The 17,486-nt window shown below is 60.5% G+C and carries 12 protein-coding genes and 1 pseudogene; 2 read left to right on the top strand and 11 right to left on the bottom strand.

Translation table 11 applies throughout. The features are described from left to right. The first annotated feature begins 162 nt into the window (after positions 1–162). Positions 163–3,299: pseudogene (locus D3Y57_RS08130) on the top strand (efflux RND transporter permease subunit). 13 nt (positions 3,300–3,312) lie between these two features. On the opposite strand, the gene D3Y57_RS08125 reads toward D3Y57_RS08130, so the two are convergent. Genes D3Y57_RS08125 through D3Y57_RS08100 form a run of 6 tightly spaced genes read right to left on the bottom strand, consistent with a single transcriptional unit; the run spans position 3,313 to position 11,084 of the window. Next, positions 3,313–3,999: a response regulator transcription factor gene (locus D3Y57_RS08125; protein ID WP_121152573.1), complete on the bottom strand. Its 687-nt coding sequence runs from the start codon at positions 3,997–3,999 to the stop codon at positions 3,313–3,315. Continuing rightward, entirely contained in the window at positions 3,996–6,647 is a 2,652-nt protein-coding gene (locus tag D3Y57_RS08120; RefSeq protein ID WP_121152572.1) for a sensor histidine kinase, read from the bottom strand. The genes D3Y57_RS08125 and D3Y57_RS08120 overlap by 4 nt, the downstream gene beginning before the upstream one ends. Then, positions 6,644–7,234 (bottom strand): potassium-transporting ATPase subunit KdpC, encoded by a 591-nt coding sequence (kdpC, locus tag D3Y57_RS08115; RefSeq protein WP_121152571.1) that lies wholly within the window; start codon positions 7,232–7,234, stop codon positions 6,644–6,646. Before kdpC ends, D3Y57_RS08120 begins: the two co-directional genes overlap by 4 nt. Positions 7,235–7,244: 10 nt before the next feature. After that, a complete protein-coding gene (kdpB, locus tag D3Y57_RS08110) occupies positions 7,245–9,266 on the bottom strand; it encodes a potassium-transporting ATPase subunit KdpB (RefSeq protein ID WP_121152570.1) in 2,022 nt (673 codons plus the stop codon). Positions 9,267–9,277: 11 nt separating this feature from the next. Beyond that, a complete protein-coding gene (gene kdpA / locus D3Y57_RS08105; protein WP_121152569.1) occupies positions 9,278–10,981 on the bottom strand; it encodes a potassium-transporting ATPase subunit KdpA in 1,704 nt (567 codons plus the stop codon). A gap of 13 nt (positions 10,982–10,994) precedes the next feature. Continuing rightward, on the bottom strand, positions 10,995–11,084 hold the full coding sequence (locus tag D3Y57_RS08100; protein WP_121155614.1) for a potassium-transporting ATPase subunit F: 90 nt from the start codon (positions 11,082–11,084) through the stop codon (positions 10,995–10,997). A gap of 157 nt (positions 11,085–11,241) precedes the next feature. Between D3Y57_RS08100 and D3Y57_RS08095 the strand changes: the two genes are divergently transcribed. Further along, positions 11,242–11,706: a PaaI family thioesterase gene (locus D3Y57_RS08095; RefSeq protein WP_121152568.1), complete on the top strand. Its 465-nt coding sequence runs from the start codon at positions 11,242–11,244 to the stop codon at positions 11,704–11,706. Positions 11,707–11,751: 45 nt separating this feature from the next. Here the strand turns inward: D3Y57_RS08095 and D3Y57_RS08090 are convergent, their stop codons facing one another. The 5 genes from D3Y57_RS08090 to D3Y57_RS08070 are packed head-to-tail and all read right to left on the bottom strand — an operon-like array spanning position 11,752 to position 17,450. Then, complete coding sequence (locus tag D3Y57_RS08090; RefSeq protein ID WP_121152567.1) at positions 11,752–12,486, bottom strand: PP2C family protein-serine/threonine phosphatase; 735 nt, start codon at positions 12,484–12,486, stop codon at positions 11,752–11,754. Further along, positions 12,483–13,508: a type VI secretion system-associated FHA domain protein gene (locus tag D3Y57_RS08085; RefSeq protein WP_121152566.1), complete on the bottom strand. Its 1,026-nt coding sequence runs from the start codon at positions 13,506–13,508 to the stop codon at positions 12,483–12,485. The genes D3Y57_RS08090 and D3Y57_RS08085 overlap by 4 nt, the downstream gene beginning before the upstream one ends. After that, the gene (locus D3Y57_RS08080) at positions 13,508–15,166 is read right to left on the bottom strand and encodes a protein kinase domain-containing protein (RefSeq protein ID WP_121152565.1); all 1,659 of its coding nucleotides are present in this window, start codon (positions 15,164–15,166) and stop codon (positions 13,508–13,510) included. Before D3Y57_RS08080 ends, D3Y57_RS08085 begins: the two co-directional genes overlap by 1 nt. Next, the gene (locus tag D3Y57_RS08075) at positions 15,163–15,924 is read right to left on the bottom strand and encodes a LysM peptidoglycan-binding domain-containing protein (protein WP_121152564.1); all 762 of its coding nucleotides are present in this window, start codon (positions 15,922–15,924) and stop codon (positions 15,163–15,165) included. The genes D3Y57_RS08080 and D3Y57_RS08075 overlap by 4 nt, the downstream gene beginning before the upstream one ends. Continuing rightward, positions 15,921–17,450 carry a putative bifunctional diguanylate cyclase/phosphodiesterase gene (locus D3Y57_RS08070; RefSeq protein WP_121152563.1) on the bottom strand — a complete coding sequence of 510 codons (1,530 nt, stop codon included), beginning with the start codon at positions 17,448–17,450 and terminating at the stop codon, positions 15,921–15,923. The genes D3Y57_RS08075 and D3Y57_RS08070 overlap by 4 nt, the downstream gene beginning before the upstream one ends. Between the last annotated feature and the right edge of the window lie 36 nt (positions 17,451–17,486).

The raw sequence follows: 17,486 nt of genomic DNA, 5'->3' as shown, positions 1-17,486 counted from the left end.
GCGTCCGCTATTGAACCGGCGACGGGTAGACAAAACGTAATTTCGGCCATGTTCGGGGGCATTGATTCCGGCACCGTGGTTCGCAAACATAGGTGCTCGCCGAATGTCATATGGTCGTATTTCCGATAATCTGGCGCGTGCGCGCAGTGCGGGGACGCTGCGTTGATTTCCCGCATATTCATTGATCGCCCGATCTTTGCCTGGGTTTTGGCGATCATTGTGATGATGGCCGGGGTCGGTGGCATTTTATCGCTGCCGGTCGAGCAGTTTCCCGATATTGCGCCGCCATCGATCAACGTCCGCGCAACCTATCCAGGAGCGTCAGCGGAAACGCTGGAGTCGAGCGTTACCCAGATTATCGAGCAACAACTCACATCGATCGACGGGTTGCTGTATTTCTCATCGCAATCGAGCTCGGCCGGATCGGTCACGGTGACGGTGACGCTGCAAAAGGGGACTAACCCCGATATCGCGCAGGTTCAGGTCCAGAATAAAGTCCAGCAAGCGCTGCCGCGTCTGCCTCAGGCTGTTCAGCAACAGGGGCTGGTCGTGACCAAGGCGTCCAGCGATCCGCTGATTATCGCCGCGATCTACGATAGCAGCGATCGTGTTACGAGCGGTGACATTGGCGACTATCTGGTTTCGAATTTGCAGGATTCTTTGTCCCGACTAGCGGGTGTCGGGGATATCAACGTCTTCGGTTCGCAATATGCGATGCGGGTGTGGCTCGATCCCTTTAAGCTCGCCCGCGTCAAACTAATGCCGAGCGACATCATTAACGCCATCCAGGCGCAGAATACTCAGGTTGCGGCGGGTCAGATCGGCGGTCAGCCTTCACCCGACATCCAGATGCTGAACGCCACGGTAACGGCGCGATCGCGACTGACCAGCCCTGACCAGTTTCGCGACATTATCGTCAAGACGCAGACTGATGGATCGAGCGTGCGATTACGCGATGTCGCTCGAATCGAACTGGGCAGTGAAAGCTATTCGGCGATCAGTCGACTGAACACACATCCGGGTGCTGGTATCTCGATTTCACTGGCACCGGGTGGCGATGCGTTGAAAACCGCAGCGCTTGTTCGCAACGAGGTGATAAATCAGGCGAAGTCGTTCCCGCCCGGCTTCAAATACGCTTTTCCCTATGACGGAACCGATTTCATCAAATTGTCGGTGAACGAAGTCATCAAGACATTGTTCGAAGCGGTTGTCCTCGTGATAATCGTGATGTTCGTGTTCCTGCAGAGTTGGCGAGCAACCCTGATCCCGACAATCGCGGTGCCGGTTGTTCTGCTCGGGACGTTTGGCGTGCTTGCCGTGGCGGGCTATTCGATCAACACGCTGACGCTGTTCGCGATGGTGCTGGCGATCGGCCTGCTGGTCGATGACGCGATCGTCGTCGTTGAGAACGTCGAGCGCGTGATGGAGGAAAATCCCGACATTTCGCCACGCGATGCCACGATCCGGTCGATGGGCGAAATCCAGACCGCGTTGATCGCGATTGCTCTGGTACTGTCGGCGGTATTCCTGCCGATGGCGTTTTTTGGCGGTTCGACCGGCGCCATCTACCGCCAGTTTTCGATTACTATCGTTTCGGCGATGGCGCTGTCGGTTCTGGTTGCGCTGACCCTGTCGCCTGCGTTGGCAGCGACTTTGCTGAAGCGTCCCGACCATGAGGCGCGTACCGCAGGCAATGGCATCGGCGCACGGGCTCACCGGGTAGGCGAAAAGTTTAACGGCTGGTTCAATCGCACCGCCGATCGATATCGTGGGGCAGTCGCGAAAATCTGGGAGCGCCGAGTCATTGCGCTGATCGGTTACGTGGTCGTGGTTGGGCTGCTCGTGGTGGTTTTCGTGCGCTTGCCGACAAGCTTTTTGCCAAGCGAGGATCAGGGGCGCGCGCAGTTGCAATTTACGCTGCCGCCGGGCGCGACTTTATCCAGAACAGTCGCGGCGGCGCAGGCGATCGAGCAGTATTTCTTCACCAAGGAGAAAGACAACGTTCCGCTCGTATATGCTGTCGCCGGGCAGGGGCAGGGCGGCGGCGGTCAGAACGCAGGACGTGGGTTTATCGCGTTTGCCCCTTGGGACGATCGTAAAGGTGAAGAGAATAGTGCGGCCGGTATCGTGAGACGCGCCACCGCGAGCCTTGCCAATTTGCGCGATGTTCAGTTCTTTGCGCTCAATCCGCCGACGGTCCGTGGGCTTGGCAACTCGACCGGATTCACCGTGGAGTTGCTGAACAGTGGCGGGTTGAATCGTGCGGACTTCGCTGGGCGCAAGGATGCCTTGATCGCGGCGGCAACCAAGGATGATCGCCTGACTGCCGTTCGCCTGAACGGGCTCGATGACACACCGACGTTGAGCGTCGATATCGATCAGGCAAAGGTAGGCGCTCTTGGACTGGATCAATCGCAGGTCGATGCGACGCTTTCGGCTGCATGGGGCGGAAATTACATCAACGATTTCGTCGATCGCGGGCGAGTGAAGCGCGTGTATCTTCAGGGCGATGCGCCGTTCCGCAGCAAGCCCGAGGATCTCGACAATTGGTATGTGCGATCGACGAATGGCGCGATGGCACCATTTTCGGCATTTTCCTCGACGTCGTGGCGGATTGCTCCGGTAACGCTGAGCCGTTTCAATGGGCTGTCCGCGTTCGAGATACAGGGGCAGGGTGCAACTGGCGTCGGGTCGGGCGCGGCGATGGACATTATCACGGCGATCGCGGCAACATTGCCTGGCACGACGATCGCCTGGAGTGGCCTGTCGTATCAGGAACGGTTGTCGGGCGCACAGGCTCCTTACCTTTATGCGCTTTCGCTGGCGGTGATCTTCCTGTGTTTGGCCGCGCTGTATGAAAGCTGGTCGATTCCGATTTCGGTGATGCTCGTGATCCCGCTCGGATTGGTCGGGGCGGCTATCGCTGTCGCCGTGCGCGGGCTGGATAACGATGTGTTCTTTCAGGTCGGGCTACTTACCACGATGGGCCTGTCTGCAAAGAACGCGATCCTGATCGTGGAATTTGCCGAATTGGCGGAAAAAGAGGGCAAAAGCGCCTTCGATGCGGCGCTGGAGGCGGCGCGCTTGCGTCTGCGTCCGATCATAATGACCAGCCTCGCATTTATCTTTGGCGTGATGCCGCTTGCCATCTCCACCGGCGCGGGTGCCAAGAGCCGTGTTGCCATCGGAACTGCAGTCGTTGGGGGACATTGACTGCGACATTGCTGGCGATCTTCTTTGTGCCAATGTTCTTCGTGTTGGTGCGGACCTATCTTGGCGGCAAAAAGCACGCACACTGAGCCAGCGGGGGCGCTAGCGAGGGGACGCCATCAGTCGATAGCCGACGCCGGGCTCGTTTCTGATTAATTCGGGGTTTGCCGGATCGCGTTCGAGTTTCAGACGCAGGCCACGGACCGCTACACGGAGATATTCGACGTCCGTTTTGTGCGCCGCGCCCCAGACGACTGCCAGCAATTCGGTATGGGTGATAACGCGATCGAGGTGCCGCGCGAGTTCGGCCAGAACGCCGTATTCCTTGGGCGTCAGATGCACTTCCCTGTCATCTCGGCTTACTTGTCGGGCGGCCATGTCGATAACGACGTCGCCGACAATCACTGGCCCACTCACCGACGATCCGGGACTGCGGCGACGAAGCGCGGTTCGCACGCGCGCCAGTAGTTCCTCGGTATCGAATGGCTTTACGACGTAATCGTCAGCACCCAGGTCGAGTGCAGTCACCTTTTCGCTGGTATCGTCGCGGGCCGTCAGCACAATGACCTCCCGATCCATCGCTTTCAGGAGCGGTATCAGTTCCAGACCGTCGCGGTCGGGGAGGCCGAGATCAAGGAGGACAAGCTCGCACCCCGGACGGTGGGCAAAGATCAGCGCATCGGCAGCGTTGGGGGCTTCCTCAACGGCATAACCTGCCCGACCGAGCGCGGCGCTGACCAGTCGGCGGATTGCCGGCTCATCATCGACGATCAGGATTTGTTTGGTCATGGCAGGGTTGAGACGGCGCGGCGGATCATGGGTTCGGGCCATTCGAGTTCGAACCGCGCGCCGCCTTCCTCGCTGTTCGACGCGCGCACGATCAGTCCCATCGCATCGGCAAAACCCTTTACGATAGCGAGGCCGAGGCCGGTTCCCCCACTGCGGTCATCGCCGTCGAGGCGGGTGAACCGTTCGAACATCGTGGCTTCGCGACCGACCGGCAGCCCCGGCCCTTCATCACCCACAATCAGTCGCAAGCCGTCGCGCGACCGGATCGCAGAAACGGTGATCCGACTGCCGGTATCGGAGAATTTGGCGGCGTTGCTGAGCAGGTTTATCAATATGTGATGCAGCATGCGTGGATCGGCCTCGACGAACGGTAAATTCGGGGCGACGTCGAGGACGAGTTTATAGGCGGAAAGTTCGGCGCGTAGATCCTGAGCCGCCGATGCGACGGCATCGACCAGATCGGTAGCCTCGCGCCTGACGACAAGCGCGCCTGCCTCGAGGCGGGTCATTTCAACCAGATCGTCGAAAACGCGGCGCAATCGCCGGGCTTCGCTTTTCAGCGTGTCGGATGTCGCCGAAGAACCATGTTCGGTTGCAAGTGCATCTGCCGCAGCAACGACTGCCGTCAGCGGGGTTTTCAGATCGTGGCCGAGCGATGACAACAGCGTCGCGCGAAGATCGTCGCGTTGGGTCAGCGCATCGACCTCGCGTGCGTTGGCTTCCAGTTTCAGGCGTTCGTGCGCCAGAGCCGCCTGACCGATCAGCGTGGCGAAGAGGATGCGCTTTTCGGCGGGAACGGGATCGCCCGAAGTGGTGCGTGCGATGCCCAGAACGCCGAGCGTGCCAAGGGCGGTGACGAGAGGGTGAAACTGCCAGTCGCTGGCATTCAGTGTCTCGCTGTCGCGACCCGACACGGTGCCCCGGTCGAACGCCCATTCGGCGGCAGCGATATCAACCGGACCCAGTGGCGGGTCGACGGGGCTGGCGGCGGTGACGACAAGGGGTGAAGTCCGCGTGGTGAAAAGCACAGTCGAAACATCGAGCATTGCACCGATCTCTTCACAGACCGCTTCGGCCGTGCCTTTCTCATCTGACACACCCGCCAGACGTTGCCCGAATGCCGCGAGAGATGCGTTTTCGGTCGCAGTTCGTGCGCCGATCGTTGCTTCGCGTTTCAGGCGGCCTGTCATCTGGCTGGCGACCGTGCCGACGATCACGAAAACCAGCAGCGTCACGACATTGCCGGGATCGCTGATCGTGAGGGTGTAGAGCGGTGGCAGGAAGAAGAAGTTATAGGCGAGGGCTGCTGCAAAGCTGGCGATCAGCGATGACCGCAATCCGAACAGGGTTGCGGTGGCGATGACGGGCAACAGGTAGATCAGGTCGATGGAGTTTGCGCCGACAAAAGGCGCCACGATGCTGGCGAGCGCCGTTGTCAGTGCGATCAGGCCGAGGCCGCCGAGGACGCCGCGCGTTGCCCCGCGACGTGCGACGGGAATGTCATCATGAATGGCGACGGCATCGCTTACGGGAACGACGTGAATCGCGACGCCGTCCAGTTCGCGGACGAGTTGATCGACGACCGATCCGTGGCGGAGTTCGAACCACCAGCTTCGCTGTGATTTGCCGATCACGATGGCGGTCGCGCGCGTTTCGACGATGTGTGCGCATAGGCCAGCGAGGACGGTGCGGGCGGGGACTGTGACGATAGTGGCGCCGAGTGCTGCCGCTAATTTGAGTGCGCTTGCCATTCGTTCGCGTGCGTGAGGGCCGAGAGCGGCGGTGCGCGGGGTTTCGACGTTTACCGCAGTCCACGGTGCGCGAAGGGCATCGGCCAGACGGCGGGCGGCGCGGATCAGGGCTTCGCTGCCGGGTTGATCTCCAACAGCAACCACGACGCGTTCGCCGGCTGCCCAATTGCCGCTTTCGCCTGCCAGCCGGACATGATCAAGCATCTGTAAGTCAACGGTTTGTGCGGCGCGGCGCAGGGCGAGTTCGCGGAGTGCGGACAGGTTAGTCTTTGAAAAGAAATGCCCCAGCGCGCGCGACGCTTCGTGGGGGACATAAACTTTGCCGTCCTTTAGCCGCTGGATCAGTTCGTCGGGCGGAAGATCGACCACCTCTAGTTCTGCATCGTCGAGCATCGCGTCGGGAACAGTTTCCCGAACCCGGACCCGCGTGAATCCGGCAACGACGTCGTTCAGACTTTCGACGTGCTGGATGTTCAGGGTGGTGAGGACGTTGATACCTGCGTCGCGCAGTTCCTCGATATCCTGCCAGCGTTTGGGATGGCGGCTGCCGGGCACGTTCGAGTGTGCGAATTCATCGACCAGCGCGACCGCCGGATGGCGAGCCAGCAGGGCGTCGATGTCAAATTCCTGAAGCTTTTGAGCGCCATAGCTGACGGCGGTGCGTTCGATCACTTCGAAGGGAGCGACCAGGGCCTCTGTTTCGGGGCGACCGTGGGTTTCGACATAGCCGATCACCACGTCCACGCCGCCCCGGAGCATTTCTGCCCCCTCCCGAAGCATTTCATATGTCTTGCCGACGCCCGGTGCAGCGCCGAGAAATATCTTCAGCCGCCCCCGCGATTCTTTTTTGGCGGCCTTCAGCAGCGCTTCGGGCGTGGGGCGGGAAGGTTCGTTCACCGAGGCGATTTAGCCGAACTCCTATCGACCTGTCGATTGAGCATGAGAACGTTGACGTGAGGGTCGCCGATCAGGCCCAGCGCAGGATAAGAAATTGCATCCTTAACGAGCGCATAAATGGCGGTTTCGGACATTCCCCGCGCCTTAGCGACGCGTGCGACTTGCGAAAAGGCCGCTTCCGGGCTGAGATCGGGATCCAGCCCGGAAGCGGAAGTGGTGACGAGGTCGGCGGGAATATCCCTCGTCATACCTTGAGCGCGAGCCTCTGCGACGCGGGTCGCTATGGCATCGCGCAAATCCTTTGAGCCGGGGGCGAGGTTGCTCGCCGACGATGCGCTCGCGTCATAACCCTTGCCCGCTGCGGAGGGGCGTGGGTGGAAATAGCCGGCACCCGTGAAACCCTGAGCGATCAGTTCGGAGCCGACCACCTTGCCGTCGTCGACAATCAGGCTGCCATTGGCCTGAGCGGGAAACACGACCTGCGCGATGCCGGTGATAACTGCCGGGAAAGCGAGGCCAGTGATGCCCGCCAACAGCAAAAGCAGGACGATAGCGGGGCGGAGAGCGGAACGGATTTCGGTCAACATTGTGATATCCTCAGGCGAGGTGAAGGCCGCTGACGACGAGGTCGACCAGCTTGATGCCAATGAACGGAGCGATGAGGCCGCCGACGCCGTAGACCGCAAGGTTGCGGGCGAGCAGCGTCCCGGCAGGCGCTGGCCGGTATTTCACACCCTTCAGCGCGAGCGGAACAAGTGCCGGGATAATCAGCGCATTGAAGATGATCGCCGACAGGATCGCGCTTTGTGGACTGCCCAGTCCCATGACGTTCAGCACGCCAAGGCCGGGATAGAGGACGACGAAGATCGCGGGCAGGATCGCGAAATATTTGGCGACATCGTTCGAGATAGAGAATGTCGTCAGCGCACCACGGGTCATCAGCAATTGTTTGCCGAGGCCCACGATCTCTATGAGCTTGGTCGGATCGCTGTCGAGATCGACCATGTTCCCGGCTTCGCGCGCGGCCTGTGTGCCTGTGTTCATCGCCACGCCAACGTCGGATTGCGCGAGGGCGGGGGCGTCGTTGGTGCCGTCTCCGCACATGGCGACCAGCTTGCCGCCTTCCTGTTCCTTGCGGATCAGAGCCAGCTTGTCCTCGGGCGTGGCTTCGGCGAGGAAGTCATCGACGCCGCTTTCGGCGGCGATGCTGGCGGCGGTCAGCGGGTTGTCGCCGGTAATCATCACCGTGCGAATGCCCATGCGGCGCAATTCACCGAACCGCTCGCGGATGCCCGCCTTCACGATGTCCTTCAGATGCACGACGCCGAGCAAGCGGGTGCCGTCGGCAACGGCGAGGGGCGTTCCGCCCGAACGTGCGATTTCGTCGGAGATCTTTTTCAGTTCGGTCGCGGCGACTGGATCGACCGTGTTGCCGAGACGTTTCAGGACGGCATCGACTGCACCTTTAACCAGCGAGCGGTTGCCGATCTGAAGGCCACTGACGCGGGTTTGCGAGGTGAACTTGATCGGTTCGGCACCGGTCGGCATTGCCTCTCCTTCGCCCGCCAGAGCGACGATCGAGCGGCCTTCGGGTGTTTCGTCGGAAAGGCTGGCAAGCCGGGCGGCGGCGATCAGGTCACGGTCGGAAACGCCGGGAATGGGCAGGAACGCGGTTGCCTGACGGTCGCCGATGGTGATCGTGCCGGTCTTGTCGAGCAGCAGCACGTCGATATCGCCAGCGGCCTCCACCGCGCGTCCCGATTTGGCGAGCACGTTGAAGCGGACGAGCCGGTCCATGCCCGCGATACCGATGGCCGACAGCAATGCCGATATCGTCGTCGGGATGAGCGTGACGAACAGCGCGACGAGAACGGGAACTGCAAGGCTGCCCCCAGCAAAGGTGGCAAAGGCGGGCAAAGTGCCGACCGCGATCAGGAAGACAAGGGTCAGGCCGGCGAGCAGGATCGTCAGGGCAACTTCATTCGGTGTTTTCTGGCGGCTCGCCCCTTCGACAAGCGCGATCATCCGGTCGAGAAAGCCCTGACCGGCGGCCGCAGTAACGCGGACCTTTACCGAGTCCGAGATCACCCGCGTTCCCGCCGTGACCGCGGAACGGTCACCGCCGGCTTCGCGGATAACGGGCGCGCTTTCGCCGGTGATTGCCGCTTCGTTGACGCTGGCGACGCCCCAGACGACTTCACCGTCGGCGGGGATCAGGTCGCCGGTTTCGACCAGTACGACATCGTCGATGCCGAGCGTGGTCGCGTTAACCAACTCCCATGTCTCTCCAACGCCGAGCATAAGTTTGGCGCGTAGATCGGCCTTGGTCGAACGAAGCGACGCAGCCTGAGCTTTGCCACGACCCTCTGCCATCGCTTCGGCAAAGTTACCGAACAGGACGGTTAGCCACAGCCAGAACACCAGTTGCGCCTGGAATGCGACACTGGTCGATCCGGTGAAGATGCCCTTGACGAGCAACACCGTGGAAAGCGCGGCGACCAGCCCGGTCACGAACATCACCGGGTTACGGATCAATGTGCGCGGATCGAGCTTTACGAAGCTGTCACGGGCCGCGGCCGAGATTAACGGGCCGGTGAACAGCGAGGTTTGATTAGCCATTTCGAATACCCTTAAAGGACGGTGCCGGCGGCGATTTGCACCTGATCGGCAATCGGTCCGAGGACGAGCGAGGGCAGGAATGTCAGCCCCCCGACGATAACGATGACTGCCGCAAGCAAGCTGACCCAGAGCACACCCGTTGTCGGGAACGATCCCGCGCCCGCCGGAATGCGTTGTTTGGTTGCGAGACCGCCAGCAATGGCAAGAACCGGCAGGATCACCCCGAAGCGTCCCATGAACATGGCAAGGGCGAGCAGCAGGTTATAGAAGGGCGTGTTGCCCGACAGCCCACCGAACGCCGATCCGTTGTTCGCAGTCGCGCTGGTGAAGGCGTACAGGATTTCGGAAAACCCGTGCGGCCCCTTAGCCAGTGGTCCCGCGAGACCGGCGGGCAATACGCTTGCCACAGCCGTTAGCCCGAGGGTCATCAACGGCGGAATGACGATGGCGATAACCGCCAGCTTCATCTCACGCGATTCGATCTTTTTACCGACATATTCGGGCGTGCGGCCGACCATCAGCCCGGCGATGAATACCGCGAGGATGGAGTAGATCAGAATGGCGTAAAGCCCCGATCCGACGCCACCGATGACGAGTTCGCCCAACTGCATGTTGAACATCGGGATCAACCCGCCGATCGGCATCAGGCTGTCATGAGCGGCGATAACTGCGCCGGTCGATGTGGCCGTGGTGATGGTGGCGAATAGAGCGGAGGTTGCGACGCCAAAGCGGACTTCCTTGCCTTCCATATTCCCGCCTACAAGACCAAGCGCATGGTGGATGGGGTTGCCGGCAGCCTCGGCACCATAAGTGATCGCGATTCCGCCGATGAGGAGGAGAAGCATGGCGGCCAGGATCGCATAACCCTGGCGAATGTTGCCGACAGCCTTGCCGAAAGTCAGCGTCAGGCCAGCGCCAAGCACGAGGATGCTGAGCATTCCGATGAAGTTGGTGATTGCCGTCGGATTCTCGAATGGATGAGCCGAGTTGGCGTTGAAGAAACCGCCGCCATTGGTGCCGAGCAATTTGATTGTGAGCTGCGATGCGACGGGGCCGAGTGCGAGCACTTGCTTGGCACCTTCGACCGTGGTGGCCGTCGCCGAAGCCGCAAATGTCTGTGGCACGCCCAGCGCGACATAGGCCAGCGCCAAAACGAAACAGATCGGCAGCAGCAGGTAAAGCGTGATGCGGGTGACATCGACCCAGAAATTGCCGATGCCGTTTGCCTGTTTGCGCGCAAAACCGCGGATGAAGGCAAAGGCGACAGCGATGCCGGTTGCCGCCGACAGGAAGTTTTGCACCGTCAGACCCAGCATCTGCGACAAATGCGACAATGTGCTTTCGCCGCCGTAATTCTGCCAGTTCGTGTTGGTAACAAAGCTGATCGCGGTATTGAACGCGAGGTCGTTTTCGACCCCCGGAAATCCCTGGGGATTGAGGGGGAGAACGCCCTGAAGCTTCAGGATGCCGAACAGGAACAACAGGCCCATGACGTTGAAGACCATCATTGCACAGGCATAGCCAACCCAGCTTTGTTCTTTATTCCGGTCGATACCGGCGATTTTGTAGAACCCGCGTTCGATTGCCATCAGCGGGCGGGCGAGCGGCAGATCGTTGCCGTTATACAGCGCGTACATCCACGCCCCGGCAGGCCGGGCAAGTGCGACAGTTAGCGCAAGAAACAGGAGGATCATCCCCCAACCGACGAGTGTCATGTCGTGCGCTCCCTCAATATCGTTCGGGGCGTGCGAGCACGGCCAGCAGGTAGAACAGGATGATTGCGGCGACGATCGCGCCGAGCATTAAATCGATGGGCATGGGTCCGCCTGTCATTAAGTCAGACGCGACCCATGCCAGCGAATGGCGTTAAGGTTCGCCGGGGATTGGAATGCCCCGGCGTTAAGAAAGTATAATGCCCTGTCAGTCGGCGACCACGCGGGTAAAGGGGGCCAACTGATTAGAACGGAGCGCGGCTATGGACGTGATTAAGAACAATGTGGCTGGCCGAAGCGGGCTGGAACAACTGCGCACGCTGATCGATGCCGGTACGCCACCGCCCATCGGGGTGACGATGGGCTTTTCGCTGGTCGAGATCGAGGAAGGGCGCGCCGTGTTCGAGGGGCATCCCGACCACAGCGTCTATAATCCGATCGGATCGGTTCACGGTGGCTATGCGGCGACGCTGCTCGACAGTGCGTGCGGCTGTGCGGTCCATTCGCGGCTTACCGCCGAACAGGGTTACACGACGCTGGAGTTGAAGGTCGCTTACCACCGACCCTTGAGCGACATGAGCGGACCGGTACGCGCCGAGGGTCGCATCCTGTCGATCGGCCGACGTGCTGCCTTTGCCGAGGCGACGTTGAAAGATGCCGAGGGACGCCTGTGCGCATCCGCGACTTCGACGCTGTTGGTGTTCGCCATTGAGCCAAGCGCGGTGTGAACGAGGTGCCGGTTGTTAACGGGGCCGAATTAGACGCGCAGAAATTTACCCGTTGCAGATGATGATTGCGACGCTGATGTTGTCGGTTCCACCAGCGGCCATCGCGGCGCGGATCAGGCGGTCGGCCATGTCTTCGGGGTGGCCGTGGGCAATCAAGGACGATATTCCGGCGTCGTCGATCATGTCGCTTAGGCCATCGGAGCAGATCAGGAACAGGTCGCCGGTCACGACATCAGTCCACACGATATCTATTTCGAAGATGGGAGCGATGCCAAGTGCGCGGGTGATGATGCTCGATCGTGGGTCGGCGCGGGCCTGACGCTCGGTCATGACGCCGGCGTCGGTTAGCTGCTGGACGAAACTATGATCGTGGGTTAGCCGAACCAGGCTGTCGCCGCGCAAACGATAGACGCGGCTGTCCCCCACCCAAAAGACCATGCAGTCATCGTTCGAGATGCAAATTCCGGCAACCGTCGATCCACAAGTGACGCCAGCCGTCTGCGCCAGTTCCAGCGTGGCATCATTTGCAAACTGGAGCGCAGCGCCGATGGCCAGTTGATCAGGCGTTGCGCGATTCATGGAACCCAGCGCGCGCACGACTATTGTTGCCGCCTGATCGCCAAGGCTGTGGCCGCCCATTCCGTCTGCGATTGCCCAAAGTCCCACTTCGGACTGCATCAGCACACGGTCTTCGTTGATCTCCCTGACCTTGCCAACATGGGTTCGTGACGCGGTGTCGAACACCGTGGCCTCTAACCCGATGCTCGCCGGTCTGATCACGCGAGGCGGCTTTCCAGATCGGCGGATATTGCATCATATTCGGCGACGAATACGTGGTTCAGCGTGCCGTCTTCTCCGCCCTCTATCTGGCGCATGAGATCGCGGTGCCGCCGCCCATGTTCCTCGACATGGATCGTGGACCGGGGTTTCAGCAGCGACCCCTGACTGGCCGTGGCAGCGTCGATCACTTCAGGATCGAACATTTTGACGGCCGCGATGAGCGATTTGTGCAGCCCTGCGAAGGTCGCGATAAGGTGCTTTTTAATGTCCTTGAACGAGGCTTTGAGTGCTGCCGGGCCGCTCAGAAACCCATGTTCCTCGGCCAGGAGCAGGTCGAGCGCCAGCCGCTGCGTGGGTGCCCATTTGAACGGATTGTTATTGGCACTGCCGATCGTCGTTCGCGCGATCCGGAACTGCTGGCGAACGCGTTCGCGCTCGACCATCAGATCGCCAAGGCCCAGCACCATCTGCCGATAAACCGCGCCAGCGCGCCGCATGATGACATCGGGATCTTCAAGAGCGAAGGCCGAGACGTCCAGCCCGGCACCTTCACAAAACGCGCCCAGAAGCGAGCCGTCGCCCGGCTGCCCCGATTTATATTCGGAGTCGTTATAGTCGGCGGGTATGTCGATCGAAGTCCCGAGCGGTGGCGAAAGGATGAGCGTCTGCCCCTCGCGCTGATCGCCATCGTTGGTCTGCGGTGCGGGCGCGACGACGATGCGGTAGTCACCAATCAGGAAACTGCTCGGCACCGAAACCGGGGCAGCGACATTATCCGGTAAGCGCACCTGCGTATCGGCATCGTAAACGCCGTTTGCGCCCTGAACCGTGAGCGTCAGCCCCTCGTCCGTCGCATCGAACTGACAATGTCGCCGGGAGATCTCGCATTTCGGATCAGCAATTGCCCAGTCGTTCGCCGGGTCGCGCCCGATCGTGATCGTTCCCGCTCGCAGCAGACGGGCATCGACCGGCTGAGCCAGATCGGCGTTTTCGAACATCTTGAGAATATAAAGTGCAGACATCAGGCCACCCGGCGTTTGAGAGGAAGGGTCGGTGCTACGACGATCTTGGTAGCATCGGAGACGGGACCGTCACCCGTAGCATCGGGATTTCGGCTCAGTTCAATGTGTTCGACAAGATCGTTGAACGTGTCGAACAGGCTGCCGATTTCGTCGCGCCGTCGATGCGAGATCCGAAATGCGGTATTCCCGCCTGCGACATCGGTCAGCGCCTTGTTCAGCCGCCGGAGGGGAGCGGACAATTGCCGGGCGCTGAAATAACCAACCGCAGCAACGACGAGGACAACGAAAAGCGACAGTGCGAACAACAAAATCTCGGCAGTGCGCATCGCACCGTCGAGCGCGCCACGGCCGATAACCATATCGACCCTGCCAAAATTATGCCCCGCGTAACGAACCGTGCGGGTGATCCGAAAACCCTTGTCGCCGACGATCGCCGCATCGCTGGCTCCCCTGGCCACATACCGTTTGCCGATCAGTGCTTTGTCGTCCGCTGCGCGAATAACTCCACCCTCGTCGGCCACAGTCAGCAGGCGGACATTACCCTGTGCCGCCGCCGTTTCGGCAAATGCCTGTACTGGCAGCCAGTCCTGTTCGGCGACGGGAAGGTCCGCGTTTTCAGCCATACGAACGCCGACGTTGCGGGCGACGAAACTGGTCATCGACGACGCAGATGTCAGTGCCATTGTCTCCAGCGCGGATTTCTGGCTATCGAGGACGAAGCCGACGCTCAATCCCAGCGCGACTGCCGCCGTTGCCGCCATCGTCAGCGAAAGTTTCGTGCGCATCGCAAGCCCGCGCCGCCGAACATCGCGATCCTGCTGCACAGCCTCTAGCTCAAGCTTCAAAACGTCACGCACGGCAGCAGCGCTCGTGAACCGATCCGCCGGTTTCTTGGCGAGCAATTTGGCAATGACGAACCGCAGCCCGCGGGGGCAATCCGTTATGGCTTGTTCGATGGGGATCGGCGAACCTTGCGCGATTTGAATAGCCAGACTGGCGAGACCATTGGCGGGAAACGCCGGCTTGCCTACGGTCATTTCATAAATGACAGATCCTAGCGAAAACAGATCGGAACGATGATCGACGGGCAATCCCATCGCCTGTTCGGGGCTCATATAACGCGGCGTTCCCATGATCTGTCCGACGACCGTTCTGGATACCTCACGTTCGGCCCGCGCCTCGCCCAGAATTTCGATGCGCGCGATGCCGAAATCGAGCAGTTTGGCGCTGCGTCCCTTATCGGTGATTAGGATGTTCGATGGTTTAATGTCGCGGTGGATGACACCGTGACGATGGGCAAAATCGAGCGCATCGGCAATCTGCACCGAGAGTGCCAGAACGCGCTCCGTCGTCAGCCGACCCTGATGAGTGAGCATCGTCTCAAGCGAATCGCCGTCGACATGTTCCATCGCGATATAGGGAATGCCGTCAGACTGGCCGACGTCATAGATCGTTGCGATGTGGGCGTGTGACAACATTCCGGCGGCGCGTGATTCTTTCAGGAATCGCTGTACCACCTCGGGGTCGCCACGCAGTTCCGGGCGCAGAACCTTGATCGCGATGGTGCGTTCGATGCTCGGATCATGGGCAAGGAATACTTGAGCCATCGCGCCTTCGCCGATTGCTGCTCCGATGCGGTAGCGGCCGATCCGGGTCATCGGCGCGCCGCCACAGTGGCCTGAATCCGCAGGGCGCGTGCCAGATCGGTTCGGATCGCCGGGCTGTCATGGTCGAGCGCCGCCGCTTGTCGCAACAGCGTCACCGCGCGATCGACTTTGCCCGCGTTTAGAGCCGCAAGCCCCGCCCCGCGCAATTGAGCCGCGCGGTGAAGCGTGAGTGGGGTTGCCAAGGGTGCGGTGACTGGTGGCTTAGGTACTGGTTTGGCTTCGACAGGCGGCGCGACAGGAGGGTGGACAGGTACGTTGACGATGGGCCGGGGCGGCGGAGCGGCCACGACCGGGGGCGCGGTGCCCGGAATGCGCAGGGTCTGCCCGGTGACAATCTTCTTCGGAACGTCAATGCTGTTGTACCGCGCCAGCAAATAGAATTTCAGCCGATCACCAAGAAAGCGCTGGGCAAGTGAGGTCATGTGGTCGCCGGGCTGAACCCGGTAAGCAAAACTCTTGGTGCCGAGCGCAGCCACTGGATCGGCATCGAGACTCGCGATTAACGCCGCTGTTTGTTGATCGGAGGGGTCGCGTTTTGCCATCATCGACAACATCTTGCGTGCGGCTTTGACGTCGCCATCGACAAGCAACGCGACCGCATCGTCGAACTGCGCGCGATTGCTGATCGGCTGGATCATGTCGGGGCGATGAATGACCGACGATGACGAACACGCGGCAAGCGCGATCATTGCCGAAACAGCGAGATATCCCCGCAGATTTTTGCGGGAAACAGAAAGAGAGACAGTCATGTCATATGCTCGTTGATGCGGTTTTTTAATGTTGTTGGGCCGACTTCGACGAGCGAGCGGATGTGATCCTTGTCGGATGCGAAAGCGAGAAATTCACGCGGCATCAGCGGCTTGGAAAAATAATAACCCTGGTAAAGCGCGCAACCGTAGCGACGCAGCCAGGCGAATTCGTCCCACTGTTCCACGCCTTCGGCAAGGACTTCGATGCCGAGACCGCGACCGAGTGCGATAATGCTCTGGCAGATTGCCTGACTGTCGCGCTGACGATGAACATCGGTGACGAATTCACGGTCGATCTTGAGTTTGTCGAATTTGAGGTTCTTCAGATAGCTGAGACTGGAAAATCCCGTACCGAAATCGTCGATCGACATCGATACGCCCAGCGCGCGCAGGCGCTGGAAAAGATTGCCGATTCCGAGCGATTTTCCCGCCGCTACGGTCTCTGTCAATTCCAGTTCCAGCGCACGGGCAGGCATGGAGTGCCGTTTCAACATGCGTTCGACGACCGCGTCGAAGTCACCGCGACCAAGTTGCAGAGCCGAAAGATTGACCGCTACTTTCAGGTCGCTGAGGCCAGAAAAAGGCCAGCGTGCCGCTTCGTCGCACGCCTCGTTCAAAACCCACATGCCGACTTCTTCGGCCATGCCGACAGCTTCGACGATCGGAATGAATGTGGTTGGCGGAACGTCCCCGTGTTCCGCGCTTGCCCACCGCAGCAGGGCTTCGCCTCCGCTGACGCGTTCCTCATCGGCATTGACGAACGGTTGATAGACCAGCCGAAATTCGTGCCGGGCAATCGCCTGACGAAGACCTTGTTCGAACACAAAGCGCTGCTTGGCCGATACGATCCGGACATCGCCGTCAGCAGCCCCATCGCCGGTTCCAGAAACCAGCGCCGCAATTGCCCGCGCCAAGAACTCGGTTCCAGGCAATCTTTCACCCTGTTCGATGGCCAGACCGCAGGCGAATTGCGGAAGGAGGTCGATCGTGTCCGCCGTCACCCTGTTTTGCAGGGCATAAAGCAGAGCATCGAATTCTGCCCTTGCATCGGACATCGGTGTTGCGCCGAACCAGATGGCAAAGCGACCGCGGTCGATCTGTGCGACCACGCGGCTGGAGTTGACCATATCTGTGATCCGCGTTGCGATCGCCTTGATAAGTTGTTCGGCACTCTGAGCATCGAAGGCGCAAAGTCGATCGAAGTCGAGGACTTCGATCACGCCGAGGCAGCTTTCGGAATGGCCCGGCCCTCTGGTGTCGATCGCGTCGATCAGCAGCTCACGCGTTGCCATGCCGGTTATCGGGTGGCGTTGTGGCAAACGATGTCCGACGGAGGCCAGTTGCGCGACCATGATGCCGATGGCGTTACTCAGGCGAGGCAGAGCGCCAGACTTTGCATGGTCCTGACGATCGGGTGCATTCACTATGGTTTCAAGTCGGTCAGCCAGCACCCTGATCGCGCGTTCGCGGAGCACGATCCATATCGACAGCGCCAAAATCAAAGTGAAAACAAGAGTAATAGCCATTACTTTCGGCTCCGGCAGTCACGCGCGGGGTAATGG

The organism is Sphingomonas paeninsulae (assembly GCF_003660165.1).
GTDB classification, from domain to species: Bacteria; Pseudomonadota; Alphaproteobacteria; order Sphingomonadales; family Sphingomonadaceae; genus Sphingomonas_O; species Sphingomonas_O paeninsulae.
This window is presented reverse-complemented; position numbering and strand designations above follow the sequence as displayed.

What these genes read in the sequence shown, in the direction of transcription:
- D3Y57_RS08125 (WP_121152573.1), bottom strand. Translation starts at nt 3,999, where the DNA reads ATGACCAAACAAATCCTGATCGTCGATGATGAGCCGGCAATCCGCCGA.
- kdpC (WP_121152571.1), bottom strand. Translation starts at nt 7,234, where the DNA reads ATGTTGACCGAAATCCGTTCCGCTCTCCGCCCCGCTATCGTCCTGCTT.
- kdpB (WP_121152570.1), bottom strand. Translation starts at nt 9,266, where the DNA reads ATGGCTAATCAAACCTCGCTGTTCACCGGCCCGTTAATCTCGGCCGCG.
- kdpA (WP_121152569.1), bottom strand. Translation starts at nt 10,981, where the DNA reads ATGACACTCGTCGGTTGGGGGATGATCCTCCTGTTTCTTGCGCTAACT.
- D3Y57_RS08100 (WP_121155614.1), bottom strand. Translation starts at nt 11,084, where the DNA reads ATGCCCATCGATTTAATGCTCGGCGCGATCGTCGCCGCAATCATCCTG.
- D3Y57_RS08095 (WP_121152568.1), top strand. Translation starts at nt 11,242, where the DNA reads ATGGACGTGATTAAGAACAATGTGGCTGGCCGAAGCGGGCTGGAACAA.
- D3Y57_RS08085 (WP_121152566.1), bottom strand. Translation starts at nt 13,508, where the DNA reads ATGTCTGCACTTTATATTCTCAAGATGTTCGAAAACGCCGATCTGGCT.
- D3Y57_RS08080 (WP_121152565.1), bottom strand. Translation starts at nt 15,166, where the DNA reads ATGACCCGGATCGGCCGCTACCGCATCGGAGCAGCAATCGGCGAAGGC.
- D3Y57_RS08075 (WP_121152564.1), bottom strand. Translation starts at nt 15,924, where the DNA reads ATGACTGTCTCTCTTTCTGTTTCCCGCAAAAATCTGCGGGGATATCTC.
- D3Y57_RS08070 (WP_121152563.1), bottom strand. Translation starts at nt 17,450, where the DNA reads ATGGCTATTACTCTTGTTTTCACTTTGATTTTGGCGCTGTCGATATGG.